26 protein-coding genes are annotated in these 26,075 nt (G+C 70.9%); 17 read left to right on the top strand and 9 right to left on the bottom strand.

Translation table 11 applies throughout. The annotated features are described in order from the left end of the window. Positions 1-44 precede the first annotated feature (44 nt). The 3 genes from pgi to ABT034_RS09140 all read left to right on the top strand — a co-directional run bounded on the left by pgi (position 45) and on the right by ABT034_RS09140 (position 3,866). A complete protein-coding gene (gene pgi / locus ABT034_RS09150; RefSeq protein WP_502972849.1) occupies positions 45-1,706 on the top strand; it encodes a glucose-6-phosphate isomerase in 1,662 nt (553 codons plus the stop codon). Between the two features lie 4 nt (positions 1,707-1,710). Then, the gene (locus ABT034_RS09145) at positions 1,711-2,211 is read left to right on the top strand and encodes a PH domain-containing protein (RefSeq protein WP_351212921.1); all 501 of its coding nucleotides are present in this window, start codon (positions 1,711-1,713) and stop codon (positions 2,209-2,211) included. 125 nt (positions 2,212-2,336) lie between these two features. After that, a complete protein-coding gene (locus tag ABT034_RS09140; protein WP_351213223.1) occupies positions 2,337-3,866 on the top strand; it encodes a PH domain-containing protein in 1,530 nt (509 codons plus the stop codon). A 31-nt stretch (positions 3,867-3,897) separates the two neighbouring features. Here the strand turns inward: ABT034_RS09140 and pgl are convergent, their stop codons facing one another. Genes pgl through tkt form a run of 5 tightly spaced genes read right to left on the bottom strand, consistent with a single transcriptional unit; the run spans position 3,898 to position 10,531 of the window. Beyond that, complete coding sequence (gene pgl / locus ABT034_RS09135; RefSeq protein WP_351212919.1) at positions 3,898-4,680, bottom strand: 6-phosphogluconolactonase; 783 nt, start codon at positions 4,678-4,680, stop codon at positions 3,898-3,900. Continuing rightward, positions 4,677-5,753: a glucose-6-phosphate dehydrogenase assembly protein OpcA gene (opcA, locus tag ABT034_RS09130; RefSeq protein ID WP_351212917.1), complete on the bottom strand. Its 1,077-nt coding sequence runs from the start codon at positions 5,751-5,753 to the stop codon at positions 4,677-4,679. The genes pgl and opcA overlap by 4 nt, the downstream gene beginning before the upstream one ends. Further along, positions 5,750-7,282: a glucose-6-phosphate dehydrogenase gene (zwf, locus tag ABT034_RS09125; protein WP_351212915.1), complete on the bottom strand. Its 1,533-nt coding sequence runs from the start codon at positions 7,280-7,282 to the stop codon at positions 5,750-5,752. Before zwf ends, opcA begins: the two co-directional genes overlap by 4 nt. Positions 7,283-7,288: 6 nt before the next feature. Next, positions 7,289-8,407 carry a transaldolase gene (gene tal / locus ABT034_RS09120; protein ID WP_351212913.1) on the bottom strand — a complete coding sequence of 373 codons (1,119 nt, stop codon included), beginning with the start codon at positions 8,405-8,407 and terminating at the stop codon, positions 7,289-7,291. Between the two features lie 36 nt (positions 8,408-8,443). After that, positions 8,444-10,531 carry a transketolase gene (tkt, locus tag ABT034_RS09115; protein ID WP_351212911.1) on the bottom strand — a complete coding sequence of 696 codons (2,088 nt, stop codon included), beginning with the start codon at positions 10,529-10,531 and terminating at the stop codon, positions 8,444-8,446. A 313-nt stretch (positions 10,532-10,844) separates the two neighbouring features. Here tkt and ABT034_RS09110 point away from each other — a divergent pair, with 313 nt between their 5' ends. From ABT034_RS09110 to ABT034_RS09100, 3 genes are all read left to right on the top strand, one after another. Then, a complete protein-coding gene (locus ABT034_RS09110; RefSeq protein ID WP_351212909.1) occupies positions 10,845-11,792 on the top strand; it encodes a heme o synthase in 948 nt (315 codons plus the stop codon). Positions 11,793-11,909: 117 nt separating this feature from the next. After that, complete coding sequence (locus ABT034_RS09105; RefSeq protein ID WP_351212907.1) at positions 11,910-12,230, top strand: hypothetical protein; 321 nt, start codon at positions 11,910-11,912, stop codon at positions 12,228-12,230. Positions 12,231-12,305: 75 nt separating this feature from the next. After that, entirely contained in the window at positions 12,306-13,406 is a 1,101-nt protein-coding gene (locus tag ABT034_RS09100; protein ID WP_351212905.1) for an amidohydrolase family protein, read from the top strand. Positions 13,407-13,444: 38 nt separating this feature from the next. Here the strand turns inward: ABT034_RS09100 and ABT034_RS09095 are convergent, their stop codons facing one another. From ABT034_RS09095 to ABT034_RS09085, 3 genes are all read right to left on the bottom strand, one after another. Continuing rightward, positions 13,445-14,413, bottom strand: a complete 969-nt coding sequence (locus ABT034_RS09095) for a COX15/CtaA family protein (protein ID WP_351213221.1) — start codon at positions 14,411-14,413, stop codon at positions 13,445-13,447. Positions 14,414-14,477: 64 nt separating this feature from the next. Further along, positions 14,478-15,242, bottom strand: coding sequence for an ABC transporter permease (locus ABT034_RS09090; protein WP_351212903.1), 765 nt, complete (start codon positions 15,240-15,242; stop codon positions 14,478-14,480). Then, the gene (locus ABT034_RS09085; RefSeq protein WP_351212901.1) at positions 15,239-16,183 is read right to left on the bottom strand and encodes an ABC transporter ATP-binding protein; all 945 of its coding nucleotides are present in this window, start codon (positions 16,181-16,183) and stop codon (positions 15,239-15,241) included. The genes ABT034_RS09090 and ABT034_RS09085 overlap by 4 nt, the downstream gene beginning before the upstream one ends. 181 nt (positions 16,184-16,364) lie before the next feature. Between ABT034_RS09085 and ABT034_RS09080 the strand changes: the two genes are divergently transcribed. From ABT034_RS09080 to ABT034_RS09045, 8 genes are all read left to right on the top strand, one after another. Beyond that, on the top strand, positions 16,365-17,090 hold the full coding sequence (locus tag ABT034_RS09080) for a helix-turn-helix transcriptional regulator (RefSeq protein ID WP_351212899.1): 726 nt from the start codon (positions 16,365-16,367) through the stop codon (positions 17,088-17,090). After that, positions 17,087-18,502: a Fe-S cluster assembly protein SufB gene (gene sufB / locus ABT034_RS09075; protein ID WP_351212897.1), complete on the top strand. Its 1,416-nt coding sequence runs from the start codon at positions 17,087-17,089 to the stop codon at positions 18,500-18,502. The genes ABT034_RS09080 and sufB overlap by 4 nt, the downstream gene beginning before the upstream one ends. A gap of 61 nt (positions 18,503-18,563) precedes the next feature. Further along, the gene (gene sufD, locus ABT034_RS09070; RefSeq protein WP_351212895.1) at positions 18,564-19,745 is read left to right on the top strand and encodes a Fe-S cluster assembly protein SufD; all 1,182 of its coding nucleotides are present in this window, start codon (positions 18,564-18,566) and stop codon (positions 19,743-19,745) included. Then, positions 19,745-20,062, top strand: a complete 318-nt coding sequence (locus ABT034_RS09065; protein ID WP_030692512.1) for a bifunctional 3-phenylpropionate/cinnamic acid dioxygenase ferredoxin subunit — start codon at positions 19,745-19,747, stop codon at positions 20,060-20,062. The genes sufD and ABT034_RS09065 overlap by 1 nt, the downstream gene beginning before the upstream one ends. 7 nt (positions 20,063-20,069) lie before the next feature. Next, positions 20,070-20,837, top strand: coding sequence for a Fe-S cluster assembly ATPase SufC (sufC, locus tag ABT034_RS09060; protein ID WP_351212893.1), 768 nt, complete (start codon positions 20,070-20,072; stop codon positions 20,835-20,837). Next, complete coding sequence (locus ABT034_RS09055) at positions 20,834-22,102, top strand: cysteine desulfurase (protein WP_209494174.1); 1,269 nt, start codon at positions 20,834-20,836, stop codon at positions 22,100-22,102. The genes sufC and ABT034_RS09055 overlap by 4 nt, the downstream gene beginning before the upstream one ends. A 9-nt stretch (positions 22,103-22,111) precedes the next feature. Continuing rightward, positions 22,112-22,576, top strand: coding sequence for a Fe-S cluster assembly sulfur transfer protein SufU (gene sufU, locus ABT034_RS09050; protein ID WP_351212890.1), 465 nt, complete (start codon positions 22,112-22,114; stop codon positions 22,574-22,576). Then, a complete protein-coding gene (locus ABT034_RS09045) occupies positions 22,573-22,911 on the top strand; it encodes a metal-sulfur cluster assembly factor (RefSeq protein WP_017238620.1) in 339 nt (112 codons plus the stop codon). Before sufU ends, ABT034_RS09045 begins: the two co-directional genes overlap by 4 nt. Positions 22,912-22,978: 67 nt before the next feature. Here ABT034_RS09045 and ABT034_RS09040 read toward each other — a convergent pair whose 3' ends face one another. Then, on the bottom strand, positions 22,979-24,025 hold the full coding sequence (locus ABT034_RS09040; protein ID WP_351212888.1) for an oxidoreductase: 1,047 nt from the start codon (positions 24,023-24,025) through the stop codon (positions 22,979-22,981). A gap of 63 nt (positions 24,026-24,088) precedes the next feature. Between ABT034_RS09040 and ABT034_RS09035 the strand changes: the two genes are divergently transcribed. Genes ABT034_RS09035 through dapD form a run of 3 tightly spaced genes read left to right on the top strand, consistent with a single transcriptional unit; the run spans position 24,089 to position 26,039 of the window. Continuing rightward, positions 24,089-24,409: a DMT family transporter gene (locus ABT034_RS09035; protein WP_351212886.1), complete on the top strand. Its 321-nt coding sequence runs from the start codon at positions 24,089-24,091 to the stop codon at positions 24,407-24,409. Next, entirely contained in the window at positions 24,409-25,011 is a 603-nt protein-coding gene (locus ABT034_RS09030; protein WP_351212884.1) for a TetR/AcrR family transcriptional regulator, read from the top strand. Before ABT034_RS09035 ends, ABT034_RS09030 begins: the two co-directional genes overlap by 1 nt. A gap of 44 nt (positions 25,012-25,055) precedes the next feature. Further along, on the top strand, positions 25,056-26,039 hold the full coding sequence (gene dapD, locus ABT034_RS09025; protein WP_351212882.1) for a 2,3,4,5-tetrahydropyridine-2,6-dicarboxylate N-succinyltransferase: 984 nt from the start codon (positions 25,056-25,058) through the stop codon (positions 26,037-26,039). The last annotated feature ends 36 nt before the right edge of the window (positions 26,040-26,075 follow it).

Genomic DNA, 26,075 nt, shown 5'->3' with positions numbered 1-26,075 from the left:
GGAGACGCAGCGGGGCAGACAAGCAGTACGAGAAGAAGTGGGCGATGTCCGAGATGAACAACGAAGGCCGCATCAGGCTCAACCGGCTGCCCGAGTGGGCGGCCCTCGGCAAGCACCGTGAGCAGCTGGGCGACACCCATCTGCGCGACCTGTTCGCCGCCGACCCCGAGCGGGGCACCGGCTACACCCTGCGGGTCGGCGACCTCCACCTGGACTACGCGAAGCACCTCGTCACCGAGGAGACGCTGACGCTGCTGCGTGAACTCGCCGCCGCCACCGGCGTGGCCGAGCTGCGCGACGCCATGTTCCGCGGCGAGAAGATCAACACCACCGAGGACCGGGCGGTGCTCCACACCGCGCTGCGGGCTCCCCGCGAGGCCGTGATCGAGGTCGACGGGGAGAACGTCGTCCCCGCCGTCCACGCCGTCCTCGACAAGATGGCCGCCTTCGCCGACACGGTCCGCGCGGGCGGGTGGACCGGCCACACCGGCAAGCCGATCAAGAACATCGTCAACATCGGCATCGGCGGCTCCGACCTCGGCCCCGCCATGGCCTACGAGGTCCTGCGCTCCTACACCCAGCGGGACCTGACGTTCCGTTTCGTCTCCAACGTGGACGGGGCCGACCTCCACGAGGCTGTCCGCGACCTCGACGCCGCCGAGACGCTGTTCATCGTCGCCTCGAAGACCTTCACCACCATCGAGACCATCACCAACGCCACCTCGGCCCGCGACTGGCTCCTCACCGAACTCCGGGCCGGCCAGGAGGCCGTCGCCAAGCACTTCGTGGCCCTCTCGACCAACGCCGAGAAGGTCGAGGAGTTCGGCATCGACACCACGAACATGTTCGAGTTCTGGGACTGGGTCGGCGGCCGTTACTCGTACGACTCCGCCATCGGCCTCTCCCTGATGATCGCCGTCGGCCCCGAGCGCTTCCGCGAGATGCTCGACGGCTTCCACCTCGTCGACGAGCACTTCCGTACGGCTCCGCCCGAGGAGAACGCGCCGCTGCTCCTCGGCCTCCTCGGCGTCTGGTACGGCGCCTTCTTCGACGCCCAGTCGCACGCCGTCCTGCCGTACAGCCACTACCTGTCCAAGTTCACCGCCTACCTCCAGCAGCTCGACATGGAGTCCAACGGCAAGTCGGTGGACCGCGAGGGCAACCCGGTCGGCTGGCAGACCGGGCCGGTCGTCTGGGGCACCCCGGGCACCAACGGACAGCACGCGTACTACCAGTTGATCCACCAGGGCACCAAGGTCATCCCGGCCGACTTCATCGGCTTCGCCCGGCCCGTCGCCGACCTGCTGCCCGGCCTCGTCGCCCAGCACGACCTGCTCATGGCCAACTTCTTCGCCCAGACCCAGGCGCTGGCCTTCGGCAAGACACCGGAGGAGGTACGGGCCGAGGGCGTCCCCGAGGAGCTCGTCCCGCACAAGACCTTCCAGGGGAACCACCCCACCACCACGATCCTCGCCGAGAAGCTCACCCCGTCCGTCCTCGGCCAGCTGATCGCGCTCTACGAGCACAAGGTCTTCGTCCAGGGCGCCGTCTGGAACATCGACTCCTTCGACCAGTGGGGCGTCGAGCTCGGCAAGGTCCTCGCCAAGCGGATCGAGCCGGTCCTGACGGAGGGGGAGGGCGGCGAGCAGCTCGACAGCTCCACCGCCGCCCTCGTGAGCACCTACCGCTCGCTGCGCGGACGGTAGGGGCATGACGGGGGAGAACGCGGTGCGGCTGCGGCCGCCCAGGAACGCCGTGGCCGATCGGGCCGTCGCCTGGTGGCGGAGCCAGCTCCTGGTGACCACCGCCGTCCCGGTGGCGGTCCTCGGGGTCCTCGGCACACTCATCGGGCCCGCCCGGTTCTGGCTGCTGCTCGCTGCCGGGGCCGTCGCGGCCCTCGGCCTCGGCTGCGCCGCGTTCTTCCCCGCCTGGTGGTTCCGGGTGCACCGCTGGGAGGTCACCGAGGACGCCGTCTACGTCCTTACGGGGGCCTTGTGGCGGGAGTGGCGGATCGCGCCCATGTCCCGGATCCAGACCGTCGACACCGTACGCGGGCCCCTTGAGCAGTACTTCAAGCTCGCCACCGTCACGGTGACCACCGCCTCCTCCAAGGGTGCGATCCGGATCGAGGGCCTCGACCACGAGCTCGCCGCCGAGCTCGGCGAACGGCTCACGGCCCTCACCCAGGCCACCCCAGGGGACGCCACATGAACCAGGCCGGACACGGCGAGGACCCGCGCGACGGCGGTATAGCCGGCGCTGACAGCCCGCGCGGCGACGGCGCAGGCGACGGCCCCGAGGGCCCCGGCGAGGCGTGGCGGCGCCTCGACCGGCGCATGCTCCTGGCCACGGCCGCCGTCCTGTGCGGCGTGGCCGGCGGAGCCGGCCTGCCCACGACCCTCGGCCTCGCCGGGTCCAGGCCGCTGTGGCAGGCCTTCGCCTGGGTCCTCGCCGGAGCGTTCCTCCTCGTCGTCGGTGGCACCCTCGTCGAATACGTCCGCTGGCGCCGCACCCGCTACCGGATCGGCACCGAGCGCAGCGAGACGGGGGTACCCCCGGCCGAAGGCTGGGGGAGGATCGAACTCCACACCGGGCTCCTGCTGGTCAAGCGCCGCTCCCTGGCCCGCGAGCGCATCCGCAGCGTCGACCTCACCGCCAACCCCCTCCAGCGGATCCTCGGCCTCGTCAAGGTCCGCATCGGCACCGGCGAGAGCACCGGCGGCAGCGAGTCCACGCTCGAACTCCACCTGGTCTCCCGCGCCGAGGGCGAGCGCCTCCGCCGCGACCTCCTCGCCCGCACCGCCACCGGCCCCGCCGGCCTTCCCGACGAGGGCGCCCTCGCCCTCGCCGACCCCCGCTGGATCCGCTACGCCCCGGTCTCCTTCCTCGCCCCGGCCCTCGGCGGCGCGGCGGCCGGAGCCGTCATGCAGGTGAGCGAGTGGTTCGGCGTCCAGGGGGAGGTCATCGACTGGATAGGGGGCCACTTCCGGGACGTCTCCGTCACCTGGATGATCATCGACCTGGTCCTCATCGCCACCGCCGTGGGAGCCGTCGGAGCCCTCGGCCTCTGGGTCGAGATGTGGTGGAACTACCGCCTGGAGCGCGAGCCCGGCGGCACCCTGCGCGTCCGCCGCGGGCTCCTCACCGCCCGCTCGGTCTCCTTCGAGGAGCGCCGGCTGCGCGGGATCGAGGTCGTCGAGCCGCTGGGAGTGCGCCTGGTCGGGGCCGCCCGTGTCGACGCCGTCGCCACCGGCCTTGCCAAGGACGACGGCGACAAGCACGCCGACCTCAAGACCCTGCTGCCTGCCGTGCCCCGGGAGATCGCCGATCGCGTCGCCGCCCAGGTCCTGCGCGAGCCGGAACCGCCCACCGGGATGCGGCTCGCCGCCCACCCCCGCGCCGCCCGCACCCGCCGGCTGCGCTGGGCCCTGTGGTCCGTCGCCGCCCCGGTCGCCCTCCTCGCCCTTCTCGGGCTCCTCCTCACCCCGGTCCTGCTGTACGTGGCGGCGGGCTGCGCCGTCGTCCTCACCCCGCTCGCCGTGCTCCTCGCCCTCGACGCGTACCGCGGTCTCGGACACGGTGTCAGCGGCGCCTACCTGGTGACCCGTTCGGGCACGGTCCGGCGCGCCACGGTCGCCCTCCAGCGCTCCGGCGTCATCGGCTGGACCGTCAAGCAGTCGTACTTCCAGCGCCGCGCGGGCGTCCTCACGCTGACCGCCACGACGGCGGCCGGCGAGGGCGCGTACGCCATCCACGACGCGGGCGAGAGCCAGGGCCTGACCTTCGCAGCCGAGGCCGTACCGTACCTCCTCGCGCCCTTCACCGAGCCCGTACCGACGCCGGAGGCCCGGTCCACCGACAGGTGAACCGGGCCTCCGGGGCGTACGAACCGCGGAATCAGGCGGAAGCCGGCGGATACAGGCTCCGCGGCAGCTCCGAGGCCGCCGCCGCGTCGAGCAGCCACAGCGTTCGCGAGCGGCCGTAGGCACCGGCCGCCGGGGCCTGGACCTCGCCCGCGCCCGACAGCGCGATCGCCGCCGCCTTCGCCTTGTCCTCACCGGCCGCGAGCAGCCAGACCTCCTTCGCCGCCCTGATCGCCGGAAGCGTCAGCGAGACCCGCAGCGGCGGCGGCTTGGGCGCGCCGTGCACGCCGACCACCGTCCGCTCGGTCTCGCGGACCGCCGGCAGCTCGGGGAAGAGCGAGGCCACATGGGTGTCCGGGCCGACGCCCAGCATGAGCACGTCGAAGGTCGGCACCCCGCCGTGGTCGCCGGGGTCCGTGGCGGCGGCCAGCTCCGCCGCGTAGGCGGCCGCGGCGGCGTCGACATCGCTGCCGTACGGGCCGTCGGAGGCCGGCATGGCGTGCACCCGCGCCGGGTCGAGCGGCACCCGGTCGAGCAGCGCCTCCCGGGCCTGGGTGACGTTCCGCTCGGGGTCTCCCTCGGGCAGGAAACGCTCGTCGCCCCACCACAGGTCGAGCCGCGACCAGTCGATCGCGTCCCGCGCGGGCGCCGAACCGAGCGCCGTGAGCAGGCCGTTGCCGTTGCGGCCGCCGGTCAGCACCACCGACGCCGAGCCGCGGGAGGCCTGGGCGTCCACGATCTTCGTGATCAGCCGGGCCGCCGCGGCCTCGGCCATCAGCTCCTTGTCGCGGTGGACGACCAGCTGAGGGGTACTCACTTGGCCGCCGCCTTCTTGGCCGGAGCCTTCTTCGCGGCGGGCTTCGCCGCGGGCTCGGCCGCGGGCTCGGACCCAGTCCCGGGCTCGGCCTCGGCCTCGGCCGGGGCCGCTATGACGGCCTCCGGCTCGGGAGCCGTGACGGCCGCCTTCTCGTCCAGCCGCTCAAGGCCGAACTTGAGCGCCGTCGCGTAGGTGTCGTCCGGGTCGAGCCGGCGCAGCTCCTCGGCGATCAGCTCGGCCGTCTCGCGGCGCTTGAGCGCCACGGCACGGTCCGGCTGCCCCTCGATGGAGAGCGTCGCGAGCGAGCCGTCCGGCCGGTCGAGCACGATCGGGCCGCAGTTGGTCTCCATCCGTACGGAGGTGAGACCGGGGCCCTCCGACTTAGAGCGCCGCACCGGCACCTTCAGCCGGTCCGCCAGCCACATCGCGAGCAGTTCGACGCTCGGGTTGAACTCCTCGCCCTCCACCTCGGCGGAGGTGACCTCGCACACGACCTGGTCGAGCGCGGCGGCGAGCATCGAGCGCCACGGGGTGATCCGGGTCCACGAGAGGTCCGTGTCGCCCGGGGTGTACCGGTCCGCACGCGCGGCCAGCTCGTGGATGGGCTGCTCGGCGGCGTACGTGTCGGTCACCCGGCGCTGGGCGAGGGCGCCCAGCGGGTCGTTCGCCGGGTCGGTCGGCGCGTTCACCGGCCACCAGACGACGACGGGGGCGTCCGGCAGGAGCAGCGGGAGCACCACCGACTGGGCGTGGTCGCCGACCTCGCCGTACAGCCGGAGCACCACCGTCTCGCCGGTGCTGGCGTCGGCGCCGAGGCGGACCTCGGCGTCGAGCCGTGCCTTGGCGCGGTCCCGCGGTGAGCGCGAGACTCGCTTGATGACGACGAGGGTCCGCGAGGGGTGCTCGCGGGAGGCCTCGTTCGCCGCCCTCAGCGCGTCGTAGGCGTTCTCCTCGTCGGTGACGATGACGAGGGTGAGCACCATGCCGACGGCCGGCGTACCGATCGCCCGCCGCCCGAGCACCAGCGCCTTGTTGATCTTGGAGGACGTGGTGTCCGTCAGGTCGGTCTTCATGGCCGGCGCCAGCTCCGTCCGTCTCGTGCGAGCATCTCGTCCGCCTCGACCGGACCCCAGGTCCCGGACTGGTACTGCGCGGGCTTGCCGTGCTTGTCCCAGTACTGCTCGATCGGGTCGAGGATCTTCCAGGACAGCTCGACCTCCTCGACGCGCGGGAAAAGGTTCGAGTCGCCGAGCAGGACGTCGAGGATGAGCCGCTCGTACGCCTCGGGGCTGGACTCCGTGAAGGACTCGCCGTACGCGAAGTCCATCGACACGTCCCGGATCTCCATCTGGGTGCCGGGTACCTTGGAGCCGAACCGCACCGTCACGCCCTCGTCCGGCTGGACCCGGATGACGATGGCGTTGCGGCCGAGTTCCTCGGTCGCGGTGTGGTCGAAGGGGGAGTGCGGGGCGCGCTGGAAGACGACCGCGATCTCGGTGACGCGGCGGCCGAGGCGCTTGCCGGTACGGAGGTAGAAGGGGACGCCCGCCCAGCGGCGGTTGTCGATCTCCAGCTTCACGGCCGCGTAGGTGTCGGTCTTCGACTGGGGGTCGATGCCGTCTTCCTCCAGGTATCCGACGGCCTTCGCGCCGCCCTGCCACCCGGCCGCGTACTGGCCGCGGACCGTGGTCCTGCCCAGGTCCGTCGGCCGCTTCACCGCGCCGAGGACCTTGGTCTTCTCGGCGGCCAGCGCGTCGGCGTCGAAGGAGGCGGGCTCCTCCATCGCGGTCAGCGCGAGCAGCTGGAGCAGGTGGTTCTGGATGACGTCACGGGCGGCGCCGATGCCGTCGTAGTAGCCGGCGCGCCCGCCGATGCCGATGTCCTCGGCCATGGTGATCTGCACGTGGTCGACGTACGACCGGTTCCAGATCGGCTCGAAGAGGGTGTTGGCGAAGCGGAGCGCCAGGATGTTCTGGACGGTCTCCTTGCCGAGGTAGTGGTCGATCCGGAAGACCGCCTCGGGCGGGAAGACCTCGTGGACGACTTCGTTGAGCTCCTTGGCGGAGACCAGGTCGTGGCCGAAGGGCTTCTCGATGACCGCGCGGCGCCAGGAGCCGTCCTTCTGGTCGGCCAGGCCGTGCTTCTTCAGCTGCCGGACGACGAGCGGGAAGAACTTCGGCGGCACGGACAGGTAGAAGGCGAAGTTGCCTCCGGTGCCCTGCGCCTTGTCCAGCTCCTCGATGGTGGACTTCAGCTGCTCGAAGGCGTCGTCGTCGTCGAAGTCGCCCTGGACGAAACGCATCCCCTGGATCAACTGCTGCCACACCTCCTCGCGGAACGGGGTGCGCGCGTGCTGCTCGACGGCGTCGTGGACCTCCTGCGCGAAGTCCTCGTTCTGCCACTCGCGGCGGGCGAAGCCGATGAGCGAGAAGCCCGGCGGCAGCAGGCCGCGGTTGGCCAGGTCGTAGACGGCAGGCATCAGCTTCTTACGGGACAAATCGCCCGTGACGCCGAAGATCACCAGGCCCGACGGCCCCGCGATGCGCGGGAGCCGTCGGTCTGCGGCGTCACGGAGCGGGTTGGCTCCGTGGACTGCGCTCACAGTTGCTTACGCCTCCGAAGGTGCGAGGCGCTTCAGCTCTGCCTCGGTGGACTTGAGCAGGTCGTTCCAGGACGCCTCGAACTTCTCGACGCCCTCGTCCTCCAGGAGCTGGACGACCTCGTCGTAGCCGATGCCCAGCTTCTCGACGGCCGCCAGCTCGGCGCGCGACTGGTCGTACGTGCCGCGCACGGTGTCACCGGTGACCTCGCCGTGGTCGGCGGTGGCCTCGAGGGTGGCTTCCGGCATGGTGTTGACCGTGCCGGGGGCGACCAGGTCCACCACGTACAGGGTGTCCTTGTACGCCGGGTCCTTGACGCCGGTCGAGGCCCACAGCGGACGCTGCTTGTTGGCCTGCGCCTTGTCGAGGGCGGCCCAGCGCTCGCCGGAGAACACCTCCTCGTACGCCTCGTACGCCAGACGCGCGTTGGCCAGGGCGGCCTTGCCCTTGAGGGCCTTGGCCTCGTCCGTGCCGATGCCGTCCAGGCGCTTGTCGATCTCCGAGTCCACCCGGGACACGAAGAAGGAGGCCACCGAGTGGATCTTGGAGAGGTCCAGGCCGCGCTCCTTGGCCTTCTCCAGACCCGCCAGGTAGGCGTCCATGACCGCGCGGTAGCGCTCGAGCGAGAAGATCAGCGTGACGTTGACGCTGATGCCGAGGCCGATGACCTCGGTGATCGCCGGCAGACCCGCCTGGGTGGCCGGGATCTTGATGAGCGTGTTGGGGCGGTCCACCAGCCAGGCCAGCTGCTTGGCCTCGGCGACGGTCGCGGTCGTCTCGTGGGCGAGACGCGGGTCGACCTCGATGGACACCCGGCCGTCCTGGCCGTCGGTCGCGTCGAAGACCGGCCGCAGGATGTCGGCGGCGTCACGGACGTCCGCCGTCGTGATCATGCGGATGGCCTCTTCGACGGTCACCTTGCGGGCGGCGAGGTCGGCCAGCTGCTGGTCGTAGCCGTGCCCCTCGGAGATCGCCTTCTGGAAGATCGACGGGTTCGTGGTCACACCGACCACATGGCTCTGGTCGAGCAGCTCGGCCAGGTTGCCGGAGGTGATCCGCTGACGCGAGAGGTCGTCCAGCCAGATCGCGACGCCTTCGTCGGAGAGGCGCTTGAGAGCGTCTGTCATGAGAATTGCATCTCCATTAAGTCGTACGTATGGACGTCAGCGCGCGGCGGCGTCGATCGATTCCCGGGCGGCGGCTGCGATCGCCTCCGGCGTGAAGCCGAACTCGCGGAACAGGACCTTCGCGTCCGCCGAGGCACCGAAGTGCTCCAGCGAGACGATCCGGCCGGCGTCCCCGACGTACCGGTGCCAGGTGAGACCGATGCCGGCCTCGACCGCGACCCGGGCCTTCACCGACGGCGGCAGGACGGAGTCCTTGTACGCCTGGTCCTGCTCCTCGAACCACTCCACGGACGGCATCGAGACCACGCGGGTCGGGACACCGGCGGCCTGGAGCTGCTCACGGGCCTCGACGGCCAGGTGCACCTCGGAGCCGGTCGCGATCAGCACGACCTCCGGCTCGCCGTTCTCGGCGTCGAAGAGCACGTAGCCGCCCTTGACGGTGTCCTCGTTCGGCGCGTACGTCGGAACGCCCTGGCGGGTGAGCGCCAGACCGTGCGGGGCGCCCTTGCCGAAGACCTTGGTGTGGCGCTGCATGATCTCGCGCCAGGCGATCGCCGTCTCGTTGGCGTCGGCGGGCCGGACCACGTTCAGACCGGGGATCGCGCGCAGCGAGGCGAGGTGCTCCACCGGCTGGTGCGTCGGGCCGTCCTCGCCCAGACCGATCGAGTCGTGGGTCCAGACGTACGTCACGGGCAGGTGCATCAGCGCGGACAGACGCACGGCGTTGCGCATGTAGTCGGAGAACACCAGGAAGGTGCCGCCGTAGATGCGCGTGTTGCCGTGCAGCGCGATGCCGTTCATCTCCGCGGCCATGGAGTGCTCGCGGATGCCGAAGTGGATCGTGCGGCCGTACTTGTCGGCCTCCGGCAGCGGGTTGCCCTCGGGCAGGAACGACGAGGTCTTGTCGATCGTCGTGTTGTTCGAGCCGGCGAGGTCGGCCGAGCCGCCCCACAGCTCCGGGATGACCGCGCCGAGCGCCTTGAGGACCTGGCCCGAGGCGGCACGGGTGGCGACACCCTTGCCCGGCTCGAAGACCGGGAGCTTCTCGGCCCAGCCGGCCGGCAGCTCGTTGGCCTGGACGCGGTCGAACTCGGCGGCGCGCTCCGGGTTGGCCGTACGCCACTCGGCGAGCGACTTCTCCCACGCGGCGCGGGCCTCACGGCCGCGGTCGCCGAGCGAACGGGTGTGCGCGATGACCTCGTCGGAGACCTCGAAGGTCTGCTCCGGGTCGAAGCCCAGGACGCGCTTGGTGGCCGCGATCTCCTCGTCGCCGAGCGCCGAGCCGTGCGCGGCCTCGGTGTTCTGCGCGTTCGGCGCGGGCCAGGCGATGATCGAGCGCATCGCGATGAACGACGGACGCTCGGTCTCGGCCTCCGCGGCCTTGATCGCCGTGTACAGCGCGGCCGGGTCCAGGTCGCCGTTGGCCTGCGGCTCGACGCGCTGGACGTGCCAGCCGTACGCCTCGTACCGCTTCATCGTGTCCTCGGACACGGCCGTCTCGGTGTCGCCCTCGATCGAGATGTGGTTGTCGTCCCACAGCAGGATCAGGTTGCCGAGCTTCTGGTGGCCGGCGAGCGAGGACGCCTCCGCGGAGATGCCCTCCTGGAGGCAGCCGTCACCGGCGATCGCGTAGATGAAGTGGTCGAACGGGGAAGCGCCGGTGGCGGCCTCCGGGTCGAACAGACCGCGCTCGTAGCGGGCGGCCATCGCCATGCCCACCGCGTTGGCGACACCCTGGCCCAGCGGGCCGGTGGTCGTCTCGACGGCGGCGGTGTGGCCGTACTCCGGGTGACCGGGGGTCTTCGAACCCCAGGTGCGGAAGGCCTTCAGGTCGTCCAGTTCGAGCCCGAAGCCCCCCAGGTACAGCTGGGTGTAGAGGGTCAGGGACGAGTGGCCGGCGGAGAGGACGAACCGGTCGCGCCCGACCCATTCGGGGTCGGCCGGGTCGTGCCGCATCACCTTCTGGAAGAGGGTGTACGCGGCGGGCGCCAGGCTCATCGCCGTACCAGGATGGCCGTTGCCGACCTTCTGTACGGCGTCCGCGGCCAGGATGCGGGCGGTGTCGACGGCCCGCTGGTCCAACTCGGTCCACTCGAGGTCTGTGGTGGTCGGCTTAGTGCTCACCCTGGGTCAGGGCTCCTCTCCACATGTCTGAAGCCGGTGACTGAGGGTGTACCGGCGGTGTCGAGCCTACCCCCGCCGAGGCCCCCTCTTTTCGTGCTCATGCCCCTCAAATGAGCGGACAGAGCAAGACTGCCGCCGCCCGTGCGAGTTCGCCTCCCGAAGCGTGTCCACGCCTTGGGACACACCCCCTCAACACGACCCCACCCCCGCGAAGATCGGCGTCTGGGCAACGTCTACAGTGGCGTGGTACGCGCAAGCTTCACCCCGCCTTCATGTGGGGGGCTTGCTGGGAATTTCTCTGTCAGGGGTGTGCGTGACGGCCGTCGAGTCCCGACCCGCAGGGGTCGTCTTGACTCCCAGCCCGGGAGGCCATCGGCCGTTCGGGGCCCGCGTCAAGGCATTCGTGGCGCTGACCAAGCCGCGGATCATCGAGCTGCTGCTCATCACGACCGTCCCGGTGATGTTCCTCGCCGAGCAGGGCGTGCCCGACCTGTGGCTGGTGCTTGCCACCTGCTTCGGCGGCTACCTCTCCGCGGGCGGCGCAAACGCCCTGAACATGTACATCGACCGCGACATCGACGCGCTGATGGACCGCACGTCCCAGCGTCCGCTGGTCACCGGCGTCCTGACCCCGCGGGAGGGACTGGTCTTCGGCCTCACCCTCGCGGTGGTCTCCACGCTCTGGTTCGGCCTGCTCGTCAACTGGCTCTCCGCCGCCCTCTCGCTCGGCGCGCTCCTCTTCTACGTCGTGATCTACACGATGATCCTGAAGCGCAGGACCGCGCAGAACATCGTCTGGGGCGGCATCGCCGGCTGCCTGCCGGTACTCATCGGCTGGTCCGCCGTCACGAACTCGATGTCCTGGGCCGCGATCATCCTCTTCCTCGTCATCTTCTTCTGGACGCCGCCGCACTACTGGCCGCTGTCGATGAAGGTGAAGGACGACTACGCACGCGCGGGCGTGCCGATGCTCCCGGTGCTCGCCTCCAACAAGGTCGTGGCCAAGCAGATCGTCGCGTACAGCTGGGTGATGGTCGCCGTCTCGCTGCTGCTCACGCCGCTCGGCTACACCGGCTGGTTCTACCTGGCGGTGGCGCTGCTCACCGGCGGCTGGTGGCTCTGGGAGGCGCACGGTCTGCTCAACCGCGCCAAGGCGGGCGCCTCCGGCGCGAAGCTCAAGGAGATGCGCCTCTTCCACTGGTCCATCACCTATGTGTCGCTGCTCTTCGTGGCGGTCGCGGTGGACCCCTTCCTCCGCTAGGGCTTCCCCGCGGACGGACCGCTCAGATGATCTGCTCGGCCGACGGCCGGGTCACGTGGGATAGGCCACGTGGCCCGGCCGTCGTCACTCGATCTACGCGTCGGTAGCATCGCTGTCATGGCAGAAACGAAGCACGAAGAGCGCAAGGCGGCCAAGCTCGCCAAGGAGATCCAGGCCTTCTCCAAGGCGCACGGCGGCTCCGAGGGGCACCTCGCGCACATCGGCCAGGCGGGCACCCGGATCGTCCTCGTCGGGACCGACGGCGGCTGGGGCGACCTCGTCGCGCCGACGTACGCGATCGCGCAGCAGGCCGCCGAGAAGGCCGGCCTCACCCTCCACGAGGAGTTCGACGGCGAGATCGCCGCCAAGGTCGTCACCGGACCGTACGAATGGACCCGGATGGCCGGTATCCAGATCGGCGGCCCCTCCAACGGCTGAGGCAACAACCTCGCGCGGGGCTCACCCGTTAGGACGTGTGGAGACGCGACACGTCCACACAGGGAGCCCCCCGAGATGATCGACACGCCGAGCCTGGTGGACCAGTACTGCCACGGGGTGCTCCGTACGGAGCTCGGCCTCGGCACCTTCGAGGCCCGCCTCGGAGCCCAGCTCGGCGGGAGCACCACCCTGCCCGCCGCGGGCACCACCTTCTTCGACACCCAGACCGGGTTCGCCGTACGCCGCTGGTGCCCGCCGCTCCTCGGCCTCGAACCGCACTGCCCGCCCGCCCGCTACCTCGCGCGCCGCCGCGAGCTCGGCGTGGCCGAGGCGGGCCGGCGCCTCCTCCGCTCGTCCGGGATCTCCACGTACCTGGTCGACACCGGGCTCCCCGAGGATCTGACGGGACCCGCCGAGATCGCCGCCACGGGCGCGGCCGAGGCCCACGAGATCGTCCGGCTCGAACCCCTCGCCGAGCAGGTGGCCGACACCTCGGGCACCGTCGAGGCCTTCCTCGCCAACCTCGCCGAGGCCGTCCACGGGGCCGCCGTCAACGCCGTGGCCTTCGCCTCCGTGGCGGGGGTACGCCAGGGGCTCGCGTACGCGCCGGAACCGCCCGGGCCCGGGGAGGTACGCGGGGCGGCGGGGCGCTGGCTCGCCGGACGCCCGGCCGGCGGCAGGCTCGCCGACCCCGTCCTGCTGCGGCATCTGCTCTGGATCGCGGTCACCGCGGGGCGCCCCCTCCAACTGCACACCGGGGACCGGGACCCGGCCTCGGTCGCCGGTTTCGCCGCCGCCACCTCGGGCCTCGGCACCGACCTGGTGCTGCTGCACTCCTACCCGTACCACCGCGCCGCCGCGCGGCTGACCGGTGCGCACGCGCACGTGTACGCGGATCTGGGCCCCGTCCTCGCCCATACGGGGGCACGGGCGGCGGCCGTCCTCGCCGAGGTCCTGGAGCGGGCGCCGTTCGGCAAGCTGCTGTTCTCCAGCGGCGCCCACGGGCTGCCCGAGCTGCACGTGGTCGCCGCCAGCGTGTTCCGTACCGCCGTCACGCGGGTGCTCGGCGAGTGGGTCATGGACGGCGCCTGGTCCCGTACGGACGCCCAGCGGGTCGCCGGGATGATCGCGGGGGACAACGCGCGACGGGTCTACCGGCTCGCGGGGAGCCGGTAGACCCGTCGGTGGGGCCGGTGGGGCCGGTGGCCGGTGGGTCAGGCCGTGGCCGGTACCGGCTCGGCCTGGGCCGGGATGTCGGCGGTGGGCAGGGGGCGCTCGCGCAGGCTCAGGGCGAGCCGCAGCACCGCGATCCACATCAGCGAGGAGCCGAGCATATGGGCGGCGACCAGGATCTCGGGGACCCCGGTGAAGTACTGGACGTAGCCGATGCCGCCCTGCGCGAGCAGCACGATCAGCAGGTCGCGGGCGCGTGCCCGGATGTCGACCGGGGCGTCGACCACGCGCAGGACCAGCCACATCGCGAGGGCGAGGGCGCAGACGACCCAGGCGGCGATCGCGTGGACGTGCGCGGCGTTCGTCCAGTCCCACGGCATGCGCGGGACGTCGCTGCTGTCACCGGCGTGCTTGCCGGCGCCGGTGACCGCCGTACCGAGCGCGATCAGCAGACCGGCGGTGATCGTGATGGCCCAGGACAGCTTCCGCACCGGGCGCGGCACGCGCGGGCGGGGGGCGGTGTCGCCCTCGCCGGTCCGGTGCCAGGTGATGACGGCGACCGTGAGGAGGGCGTTCGCGGCGAGGAAGTGGCCGGCCACCGTCCACGGGTTGAGGCCCATCCACACCGTGATGCCACCGAGGACGGCGTTGCTCATCACGATCCAGAACTGGGCCCAGCCGAGCCGGGTCAGCCCGCGCCGCCAGGGCTTGGTGGACCGCGCGGCGACGATCGCCCAGCCGACGGCCGCCGACAGGACGTACGTCAGCATCCGGTTGCCGAACTCGATCACACCGCGGTAGCCCTGCTCGGGCGTCACGATCAGGCTGTCGTCGGTGCACTTGGGCCAGGTGTCGCAGCCGAGACCGGAACCGGTCAGCCGGACCGCGCCACCCGTGACGATGATGAGCACGCTCATCACGACGGCGGAGAGCGCGGCGCGCCGGAGCGTCCCGGGGGACGGGGTCCAGCGCCTGGCGATGAAGGCGAGGGGGGTCAGCACGGGCCCTATCGTAGGACGGCGCTTGTGCGCGCTTTCACGAGGGGGGCGTATGTGGCCGAACGGAACCTTACGGTTACTCCCAGCGGAAGAACCGCGCCGCCGCACCGAGCCCCAGGACCGCCCAGACCGCCAGGATCAGCGCGTCACTCCAGGGCATCGACGCGCCGCTCTGGAGGACGTCCCGCAGGCCGTCCGAGAGGGCGGAGATCGGGAGCAGGGCCAGGACGTCGCCCGCGGCGCCGAACTTCTCCAGCGGGACGACGACCCCGCCGCCGACCAGGAGCAGCAGGAAGACCAGGTTCGCGGCGGCGAGCGTGGCCTCGGCCTTCAGGGTGCCCGCCATCAGCAGGCCCAGACCGGAGAAGGCCGCCGTGCCGAGGACGAGCAGGAGCAGCACGGACAGCGGGTTGCCCTGCGGGGACCAGCCGAGGGCCAGCGCGATCGCCGTCAGGAGCGCGATCTGGAGGACCTCGGTGACCAGGACGGAGAGCGTCTTCGCGGTCATCAGCGCCCAGCGGGGGAGCGGTGAGGCGCCGAGGCGCTTGAGCACCCCGTACCGCCGCTCGAAGCCGGTGCCGATGGCCTGGCCGGTGAAGGCGGTGGACATCACGGCGAGCGCGAGGACGCCGGGGGCGAGGAAGTCGACGGCCTCGCCCGCTCCCGTGTCGACGACGTCGACGGTCGAGAAGAGCACCAGGAGCAGGGAGGGGATGATCACGGTGAGGAGCAGCTGCTCGCCGTTGCGCAGCAGCATCCTGGTCTCCAGGGCCGTCTGCGCCGCGATCATCCGGCCGACGGGGGCCGCGCCGGGCCTGGGGGAGTAGGTGCCTGCACTCACGACCGGAGCTCCTTGCCCGTCAGTTCCAGAAAGACGTCTTCCAGGGTGTGGCGCTCGACGGCGATGCCCTCGGGCATGACGCCGTGCTGGGCGCACCAGCTGGTGACCGTGGCGAGCAGCTGCGGGTCGACGGTGCCGGTGATCCGGTACGTGCCGGGGAGCGTCTCCGCGGCGGCCGAGCCGTCCGGCAGGGCCTTGAGCAGGGAGCCCAGGTCGAGTCCGGGGCGGCCGGTGAAGCGCAGGGTGTTCTCGGCGCCGCCCCGGCACAGCTGCTCGGGGCTGCCCTGGGCGGCGACCCGGCCGGCGTCGACGATGGCGACGTCGTCCGCGAGCTCCTCGGCCTCCTGCATGAAGTGCGTGGTGAGGACCACGGTCACCCCGTCGGCGCGCAGCTCCCGGACGAGGTCCCAGGTGGCGCGGCGGGCCTGCGGGTCGAGGCCGGCGGTCGGCTCGTCCAGGAAGACGAGCTCGGGGCGGCCGACGACGGCCATGGCGAGCGCGAGGCGCTGCTGCTGGCCGCCGGAGAGGCGCCGGTAGGTCGTCCGGCCGCAGGAGCCGAGTCCGAGCCGCTCGACGAGGGCGTCCACGTCCAGGGGGTGGGCGTGGAGCTTCGCCATGTGGCGGAGCATCTCGTCGGCGCGGGCGCCGGAGTAGACGCCGCCGGACTGGAGCATGACGCCGATCCGGGGGCGGAGGGCCGCCGCGTCGGCGACCGGCTCGAGGCCGAGGACGCGGACGCTGCCGCCGTCGGGCCTGCGGTAGCCCTCGCAGGTCTCGATGGTGGTGGTCTTGCCGGCCCCGTTGGGTCCGAGGACCGCGGTGACGGTGCCCGTGCGTACGTCGAGGTCGAGGCCGTCGACGGCGGTCTTGCTTCCGTACCGCTTGACCAGGCCGCGTACGCGCACGGCACTGTCAGGGCCGCAGGCGGGCGTGTTTCGCATGTCGGGAAGTCTAGAGAGCGCCCGGGGGTGCGCCGGTCGCGGGGCCCCGCCGAGGGCCTTCATTCGTCCTACGAATGATCATTTCCGCAGGTCAGGTAAGCCTTACCTGAGTGACGCACGGCACCGACCTCGCCGTGGACGTCGCTTGTCAGTCCGAGATTAATTACGCAACAATGGCGTTGTGAAAAACGTTGGCGCGGCTCCGGTGGAGGAACTCGCGACCCGAGAGCGTTCCACGCGCAACCGGGTCGCGCGGTCGATCCTGGACCACGGCCCTTCGACCGTCGCCGATCTGGCCGGGCGGCTCCGCCTCACCCAGGCGGCCGTCCGCAGGCACCTCGACTCGCTGGTCGCCGAGAAGGTCGTCGAAGCCCGGGAGAAGCGCGTCTACGGGACCAGGGCCCGCGGCCGCCCCGCGAAGATCTTCGCGCTCACCGACTGCGGCAGGGACGCCTTCGACCAGTCGTACGACTCCCTGGCCGTCGAGGCGCTCCGCTGGATCGAGCGCAACGCCGGTGGGGAGGCGGCCGTCGCCGCCTTCGCCCGCGACCGGATCGAGGCCCAGGGCGCCGCCTACCGCGAGGCCGTCGAGGCGGCGGAACCCGCGCGGCGGACCGAGGCGCTCGCCAAGGCCCTGACGGCGGACGGGTACGCTGCCACTGCGCGGAACGCGCCGGTCGGCGAACAGCTCTGCCAGCACCACTGCCCGGTAGCCCACGTCGCCGAGCAGTACCCACAGCTGTGCGAGGCGGAGACGGAGTACTTCTCCCGCCTCCTGGGAACGCACGTCCAGCGTCTGGCCACCATCGCGCATGGTGACGGCGTCTGCACCACGTTCATCCCGCACAGCGCCCCACAGGCCACCCCTTCAGCATCCGCCAGTACCGCCGGGAGGAACCCCGCATGACCACCGAGATCAGCCACCCCGAGCTTGAGGGCCTGGGTCGGTACGAGTACGGCTGGGCCGACTCCGACACGGCCGGTGCCACCGCCAAGCGTGGCCTCAACGAGGACGTCGTCCGCGACATCTCCTCGAAGAAGAACGAGCCCGAGTGGATGCTGAAGCTGCGTCTCAAGGGTCTGCGGCTCTTCGGCAAGAAGCCCATGCCCACCTGGGGCTCCGACCTCTCCGGCATCGACTTCGACAACATCAAGTACTTCGTGCGCTCCACCGAGAAGCAGGCCGCTTCGTGGGAGGAACTGCCCGAGGACATCAAGAACACGTACGACAAGCTCGGCATCCCCGAGGCGGAGAAGCAGCGCCTCGTCGCCGGTGTCGCCGCGCAGTACGAGTCCGAGGTCGTCTACCACCAGATCCGCGAGGACCTGGAGGAGCAGGGCGTCATCTTCGTCGACACCGACACCGCGCTGAAGGAGCACGAGGAGCTCTTCCGCGAGTACTTCGGCACGGTCATCCCGGTCGGCGACAACAAGTTCGCCTCCCTGAACACGGCCGTGTGGTCCGGCGGCTCCTTCATCTACGTGCCGAAGGGCGTGCACGTCGAGATCCCGCTCCAGGCCTACTTCCGTATCAACACGGAGAACATGGGCCAGTTCGAGCGGACGCTGATCATCGTCGACGAGGACGCCTACGTCCACTACGTCGAGGGCTGCACCGCCCCGATCTACTCCTCGGACTCGCTGCACAGCGCCGTCGTCGAGATCATCGTCAAGAAGGGCGGCCGCTGCCGCTACACGACCATCCAGAACTGGTCGAACAACGTGTACAACCTGGTGACCAAGCGCGCCGTCGCCTACGAGGGCGCCACCATGGAGTGGGTCGACGGCAACATCGGCTCCAAGGTCACCATGAAGTACCCGGCCGTCTACCTCATGGGCGAGCACGCCAAGGGCGAGACCCTCTCCATCGCCTTCGCGGGCGAGGGCCAGCACCAGGACGCCGGCGCCAAGATGGTCCACATGGCCCCGAACACCTCCTCCAACATCGTCTCCAAGTCGGTGGCGCGAGGCGGCGGCCGCACCTCCTACCGCGGTCTCATCGAGATCGGCGAGGGTGCCCCGGGCGCCAAGTCCAACGTGCTCTGCGACGCGCTGCTCGTCGACACGATCTCCCGCTCCGACACGTACCCCTACGTGGACGTGCGCGAGGACGACGTCTCCATGGGCCACGAGGCCACCGTCTCCAAGGTCTCCGAGGACCAGCTCTTCTACCTGATGAGCCGCGGCATGACCGAGTTCGAGGCCATGGCGATGATCGTCCGCGGCTTCGTCGAGCCGATCGCCAAGGAGCTCCCGATGGAGTACGCCCTTGAGCTGAACCGGCTGATCGAGCTGCAGATGGAAGGCTCGGTCGGTTAAGAGCCAGCCGCCATCCGTACCGTCTTTGCGTAGTTACGAGGAAGAGAGCAACACGACAGCCATGGCTGAGGCTCAGAACATCCCCGCGGGCTCCACCACCGCGGGCTCGATCGCGGTGGCCGCCGAGTCCACCGTCGCCACGCGCATGAGCGCGCCCCCGTCCTTCGACGTCGCGGACTTCCCCGTCCCGCACGGCCGCGAGGAGGAGTGGCGGTTCACGCCGCTCGAGCGCCTTCACGGCCTCCACGACGGCACCGCCGTCGCCGCCGGCGAGGGCGTCAAGGTCGAGGTCGAGGCCCCCGAGGGCGTCACCGTGGAGACCGTCGGCCGTGACGACGAGCGCCTCGGCAAGGCCGGCACGCCCGTCGACCGCGTGGCCGCCCAGGCGTACTCCTCCTTCGAGAAGGCCTCGGTCGTCACCGTCGCCAAGGACGCCGTCCTCACCGAGCCGATCCGCATCGCCGTGCACGGCCAGGGCGGGGTCGCCTTCGGCCACCAGGTGATCGAGCTCGGCGCCTTCGCCGAGGCCGTCGTGGTCATCGACCACACCGGTGACGCGGTGCTCGCCGCCAACGTGGACTACGTCCTCGGTGACGGCGCCAAGCTGACCGTCGTCTCCGTCCAGGACTGGGACGAGAAGGCCGTCCACGTCGCCCAGCACAACGCGCTGGTCGGCCGCGACGCCTCCTTCAAGTCGGTCGTCGTCACCTTCGGCGGCGACGTCGTCCGCATCCACCCGCGCGTGTCGTACGCCGCCCCCGGCGGCGAGGCCGAGCTCTTCGGCCTGTACTTCACCGACGCCGGCCAGCACCAGGAGCACCGCCTCCTGGTCGACCACAACACCCCGCACTGCAAGTCCAACGTGGCCTACAAGGGCGCGCTGCAGGGCCAGGGCGCGCACGCCGTCTGGATCGGCGACGTGCTCATCCAGGCCGCCGCCGAGGGCACCGACACGTACGAGCTCAACCGGAACCTGGTCCTCACGGACGGCGCCCGGGTCGACTCCGTACCGAACCTGGAGATCGAGACCGGCGAGATCGCCGGCGCCGGTCACGCCTCGGCCACCGGCCGCTTCGACGACGAGCAGCTCTTCTACCTGATGTCCCGCGGCATCCCGGAGACCGAGGCCCGCCGCCTCGTCGTCCGCGGCTTCTTCGCGGAGCTGGTCCAGCAGATCGGTCTGCCGGACGTCCAGGAGCGCCTCCTCGCCAAGATCGAGGCCGAGCTGGAGGCCTCCGTCTGATGGCCTTCGTCCGAGTCTGCGCACTGAGCGAGCTGGAGGCCGACACCCCGAAGCGGGTCGAGGTCGACGGCACGCCGGTGTCGGTCGTGCACACCGAGGGCGAGGTGTACGCGATCAACGACATCTGCTCGCACGCGAACGTCTCCCTCTCGGAGGGCGAGGTCGAGGACTGCGCCATCGAGTGCTGGCTGCACGGGTCGAGCTTCGACCTGCGCACCGGCAAGCCCTCCGGCCTTCCCGCGACGCGCCCCGTCCCCGTATACCCCGTAAAGATCGAAGGGGACGATGTGCTCGTCTCCGTCACCCAGGAGTCCTGAGTCACCCATGGCAACGCTTGAAATCCGCGACCTGCACGTCTCCGTCGTCGTCGAGAACGGCACCAAGGAGATCCTCAAGGGCGTCGACCTGACCGTGAAGCAGGGCGAGACCCACGCCATCATGGGCCCCAACGGCTCCGGCAAGTCGACCCTCGCGTACTCGATCGCGGGACACCCCAAGTACACGATCACCAGCGGCACCGTCACGCTCGACGGCGAGGACGTCCTGGAGATGTCGGTCGACGAGCGCGCTCGCGCCGGCATGTTCCTGGCCATGCAGTACCCGGTCGAGGTCCCCGGCGTCTCGGTCTCCAACTTCCTGCGCACGTCGGCGACGGCGATCCGCGGCGAGGCCCCCAAGCTGCGCACCTGGGTGAAGGAGGTCAAGTCCGCGATGGAGCAGCTCCAGATGGACCCGGCCTTCGCCGAGCGCAACGTCAACGAGGGCTTCTCCGGCGGTGAGAAGAAGCGCCACGAGATCCTCCAGATGGAGCTCCTCAAGCCGAAGATCGCGATCCTCGACGAGACGGACTCCGGCCTGGACGTCGACGCGCTGCGCCAGGTCTCCGACGGCGTCAACCGCGTCCGCGAGACCGGCGAGGTCGGCACGCTGCTGATCACGCACTACACCCGGATCCTCCGCTACATCAAGCCCGACTTCGTGCACGTCTTCTCCGGCGGCCGCATCGTCGAGTCCGGCGGCGCCGAGCTCGCCGACAAGCTGGAGAACGAGGGCTACGAGGCCTACAGCACGAAGGGTGGCGCATCCGCGTGACATCTGCCCATCAGGGGCTCTCCGGCCTCCTCGACACCGAGGCGATCCGCAAGGACTTCCCGCTCCTGGATCGCGTGGTCCACGACGGCAAGAAGATCGTGTACCTCGACTCCGCGGCGACCTCGCAGAAGCCGCGGCAGGTCCTCGACGCGCTCAACACGTACTACGAGCGTCACAACGCCAACGTCCACCGCGGCGTCTACACGGTCGCCGAGGAGGCGACGGCGCTGTACGAAGGCGCCCGTGACAAGGTCGCGGCCTTCATCAACGCGCCGAGCCGCGACGAGGTGATCTTCACCAAGAACGCCTCCGAGTCGCTCAACCTCGTGGCCAACATGCTGGGCTGGGCCGACGAGCCCTACCGCGTGGACCACGAGACCGAGATCGCCATCACGGAGATGGAGCACCACTCCAACATCGTGCCGTGGCAGCTGCTCTCGCAGCGCACGGGCGCGAAGCTGAAGTGGTTCGGCCTCACCGACGACGGCCGTCTCGACCTCTCGAACATCGAAGAGGTCATCACCGAGAAGACCAAGATCGTCTCGTTCACCCTGGTGTCGAACCTGCTCGGTACGGTCAACCCGGTCGAGACGATCATCCGCCGCGCCCAGGAGGTCGGTGCGCTCGTCTGCATCGACGCCTCGCAGGCGGCCCCGCACATGGTCCTGGACGTGCAGGCGCTCCAGGCCGACTTCGTGGCCTTCACCGGCCACAAGATGTGCGGCCCGACCGGCATCGGCGTGCTGTGGGGACGGCAGGAGCTCCTGGAGGACCTGCCGCCCTTCCTCGGCGGCGGCGAGATGATCGAGACCGTCTCGATGCACTCCTCGACGTACGCGCCGGCCCCGCACAAGTTCGAGGCGGGTACGCCCCCGATCGCCCAGGCCGTCGGCCTCGGCGCGGCCGTGGACTACCTGTCGGCGATCGGCATGGAGAACATCGCGCGCCACGAGCACGCGATCACCGAGTACGCCGTCCGGCGCCTCCAGGAGGTCCCGGACCTGCGGATCATCGGCCCCACCACGGCCGAGGACCGCGGCGCGGCGATCTCCTTCACGCTGGGCGACATCCACCCGCACGACGTGGGCCAGGTCCTCGACGAGGAGGGCATCGCGGTCCGGGTCGGCCACCACTGCGCGCGGCCGGTCTGCCTCCGGTACGGAATTCCCGCGACCACGCGAGCGTCGTTCTATCTGTACTCCACCCCCGGTGAGGTCGACGCCCTCGTCGCGGGTCTGGAGCACGTACGGAACTTCTTCGGGTAGGGGATTCTCGTGAAGCTGGATTCGATGTACCAGGACGTCATCCTGGACCACTACAAGCACCCCCACGGGCGCGGTCTTCGGGACGGCGACGCCGAGGTGCACCACGTCAACCCGACGTGCGGCGACGAGATCACGCTCCGCGTGAAGTACGACGGCTCGCGCATCGAGGACGTGTCGTACGAGGGCCAGGGCTGCTCCATCAGCCAGGCCTCCGCCTCCGTCCTCAACGAGCTGCTCGTCGGCAAGGAGCTGGCCGAGGCGCAGCAGATCCAGGGCACCTTCCTGGAGCTGATGCAGTCCAAGGGCCAGCTCGAGCCGGACGAGGCGATGGAGGAGATCCTGGAGGACGCGGTCGCGTTCGCCGGAGTCTCCAAGTACCCGGCCCGTGTGAAGTGCGCGCTGCTCAGCTGGATGGCGTGGAAGGACGCGACCGCCCAGGCGCTGGGAGACGACGCGGAGAGGAAGTCGGCATGACCGAGAACGCCGAGGCCACGATGAAGCCGGCCTCCGAGGAAGAAGTCCGCGAGGCGCTGTACGACGTCGTCGACCCCGAGCTGGGCATCGACGTCGTCAACCTGGGCCTGATCTACGGCATCCACATCGACGACTCGAACGTCGCGACGCTGGACATGACCCTGACGTCGGCGGCCTGTCCGCTGACCGATGTGATCGAGGACCAGGCGAAGTCCGCGACGGACGGCATCGTCAACGAACTGAAGATCAACTGGGTCTGGATGCCCCCGTGGGGCCCGGACAAGATCACGGACGACGGCCGCGAGCAGCTCCGCGCGCTCGGCTTCAACGTCTGATCCGCTGATCCATGGCGTGTGGAACGGCCGTGCCCTCCGGGGCACGGCCGTTCCGCGTGTCCGGGGCTCAGTACAGGCCCGCGGCCCGGGCGAGGTCCGGGGCCAGGTTCTCCTTGCGGATGCGCCGGTCGACGTAGAGCAGGGCCGCCACCAGCGGGGGGAAGACGGACACGACCAGCTGGCTGACCAGCTGCCCGACGAGCAGGAACGCGAAGACCACCGCGACGGCGGCGACCACCGTGACCGGGCTGTCGCCGGAGAAGTCGACGGCCGCCAACGGCGCCGACGCCACCAGCGAGAGCATCTGCTGGATGATCCAGCTGACGAACAGGGTCCCGAGGGCGACGAGCAGCAGGATGCCGAAGGAGCGCCACCAGGACCCGCGGACCAGGGCCGAGGAGCGGCGCATCGAGGCGATCGCGCCCCCGCCCTCCATCACCGCCGCCGCCGGGGCCAGGCTGAACTTCACCCAGAGCCAGAGCGCGAGCGGGGCGACGAGCAGAGCGGCGAACGCCGCGCCGAAGAAGGCCGTGAGCACCAGGGTCAGCGGGCCGCCCCCGAGGGAGGCCAGCAGGGCGATGAACACCGTCACGAACACCGCGGCCATGAGCAGCATCGGCAGGCTCGTCAGGATCACCGTGCCGAGCACGGCCGGCATCCGGGCCCAGGACCGGTGCCACAGCGCGCCGAAGGAGGTCGGCCGGCCGAGGACGGCCTCCTGGACCACGGCCGGGCAGGCGGCGGCGATCACGGCGCCGGCGCAGAGGGTCGCGATCAGGCCGGCGACCCAGACGCAGCCGAACGCGACGATCAGCGGGCGGGCGTCGTCCCATCGCGGCTCCTGTCCGGCCGGCACGTCGAACACGGCAGGGAGGAGGTCGCCCACGGCCGCGTACGCGATGCCCATGGACGCCCCAAGGAACACCAGCGCCACGCCGTAGACGGCGGCCGTCACGCCGATGAGCTGCTTCCAGTAGCGGCCGAAGGTGGTGAAGGCGCCGCCGAGGATCGAGCCGAAGCCGAGCGGCGCCAGGGGTATCACGCCCGGCTTCGGCGGCGGGGGCGGCGGATGGCCGTAGCCGTAGCCGTAGTGCGGACCTGGGGGAATCGTCATGCGGGACACCGTATAGGGCGCCGATGCGTACGCCCGTACGCATTCTTGTGTACGCTCGTACGCATGGGTTACGGACTTCTCGCGGGCGCCATCGCGGCCGAGATACTCGCCACCACCTCGATGAAGTACAGCGAGGGCTTCAGCAAGCTCTGGCCCTCGATCGTCACCGGCGTCGGCTACCTGATCGCGTTCGCGCTCCTGGCGCAGGCCCTCAAGACGCTCCAGGTCGGCACCGCGTACGCCATCTGGTCCGGGGTCGGCACCGCCGCCGTCGCCACCATCGGCATCCTCTTCCTCGGCGAGACCCTCAGCCTCGCCAAGGTCGCCGGGATCGTCCTCATCGTCGCCGGCGTCGCCGTCCTCAACCTCGGCGGCGCGCACTGATGGGCCGCCCACGCCGTCACGACCCCGAACGGCGGGAGCGGATCGTCGACGCGGCCCTCCGGGTGGCCGGGCGGTCCGGGATCGCCGGGCTCAGCCACCGCACGGTGGCCGCGGAGGCGGACGTGCCGCTCGGCTCGACCACGTACCACTTCGCCTCCCTCGACGAACTCCTCGTCGCCGCGCTCCGCAAGGCCAACGAGGGCTTCGGACGGCTGCTGCGCGAGAGCCCCGCCCTCGCCGCGCCGGACGCCGACCTCGGGGCCGTGCTCGCCCGCCTCCTGGGGGAGTGGACGGGCGGGGAGCGCGCCCGCGTGGAGCTGGAGTACGAGCTCTACCTCGCCGCCCTGCGGCGCCCCGCGCTCCGCCCCGTCGCCGCCGAGTGGACCGAGTCCGTCGTCGCGGCCCTGGCCCACCGCACCGACCCCGCCACCGCCCGCGCCCTGGTCGCCCTCATGGACGGCATCTGCCTCCAGGCCCTGCTCACGGGCGGCTCCTACGACGAGGAGTACGCGCGCGTGATGTTCACGCGGGTCCTGAACGAACCACCGAACTCCCCGGCCCGGGGGCTGTCGGAACCGCCGACGCGGTCGACCGACACCTGAGACCGGTTGGCCCGCGCGGGGCCCCGCCGGTTAGGTTTTCCGTCATGACCACTGCTCCTCGTACCACCGGCGCCGTCGCCGCCGGCCTCGCCACCATCGCCGGCGACGGCACCGTTCTCGACACCTGGTTCCCCGCTCCCGAGCTGACCGACGCGCCCGGCCCCGCCGGCACCGAGCGGCTCACCCCCGACGAGGCGGTCAACGCCCTCGGCGAAGGCGCCGCCAAGGCCCTCGGCGTCGACGCCCGCCGCGGCGTCGAGGTGGTCGCCGTCCGTACCGTCATCGGCTCGCTCGACGAGAAGCCGCTCGACGCCCACGACGCCTACCTGCGTCTGCACCTGCTCAGCCACCGCCTGGTCAAGCCGCACGGCCAGAGCCTGGACGGCGTCTTCGGCCTCCTCGCCAACGTGGCCTGGACCTCGCTCGGTCCGGTCGCCGTCGACGACATCGAGAAGGTGCGGCTCAACGCGCGCGCCGAGGGCCTGCACCTCGCCGTGACGAGCATCGACAAGTTCCCGCGCATGACGGACTACGTCGCGCCCGCCGGCGTCCGGATCGCCGACGCCGACCGGGTCCGCCTCGGCGCCCACCTCGCCGCCGGCACCACCGTCATGCACGAGGGCTTCGTCAACTTCAACGCCGGCACCCTCGGCACCTCCATGGTCGAGGGCCGGATCTCCGCCGGTGTCGTCGTCGGCGACGGCTCCGACATCGGCGGCGGCGCCTCCACCATGGGCACCCTCTCGGGCGGCGGCAACGTCGTCATCGCGATCGGCGAGCGCTGCCTGATCGGGGCCGAGGCGGGCGTCGGCATCGCGCTCGGAGACGAGTGCGTCGTCGAGGCCGGTCTGTACGTCACCGCGGGCACCCGGGTCACGATGCCCGACGGCCAGATCGTGAAGGCCCGCGAGCTCTCCGGCGCCTCGAACATCCTCTTCCGCCGCAACTCGGTCACCGGCGCCGTCGAGGCCCGCCCGAACAACGCGGTCTGGGGCGGACTCAACGAGGTTCTCCACAGCCACAACTGAGCCGGTGACTCTGCGTCAACGCTCTCCGTTAGACAG

Origin of the sequence: Streptomyces sp. NPDC002773 (assembly GCF_040295605.1) — a bacterium.
Classification (GTDB): Bacteria; Actinomycetota; Actinomycetes; order Streptomycetales; family Streptomycetaceae; genus Streptomyces.
This window is presented reverse-complemented; position numbering and strand designations above follow the sequence as displayed.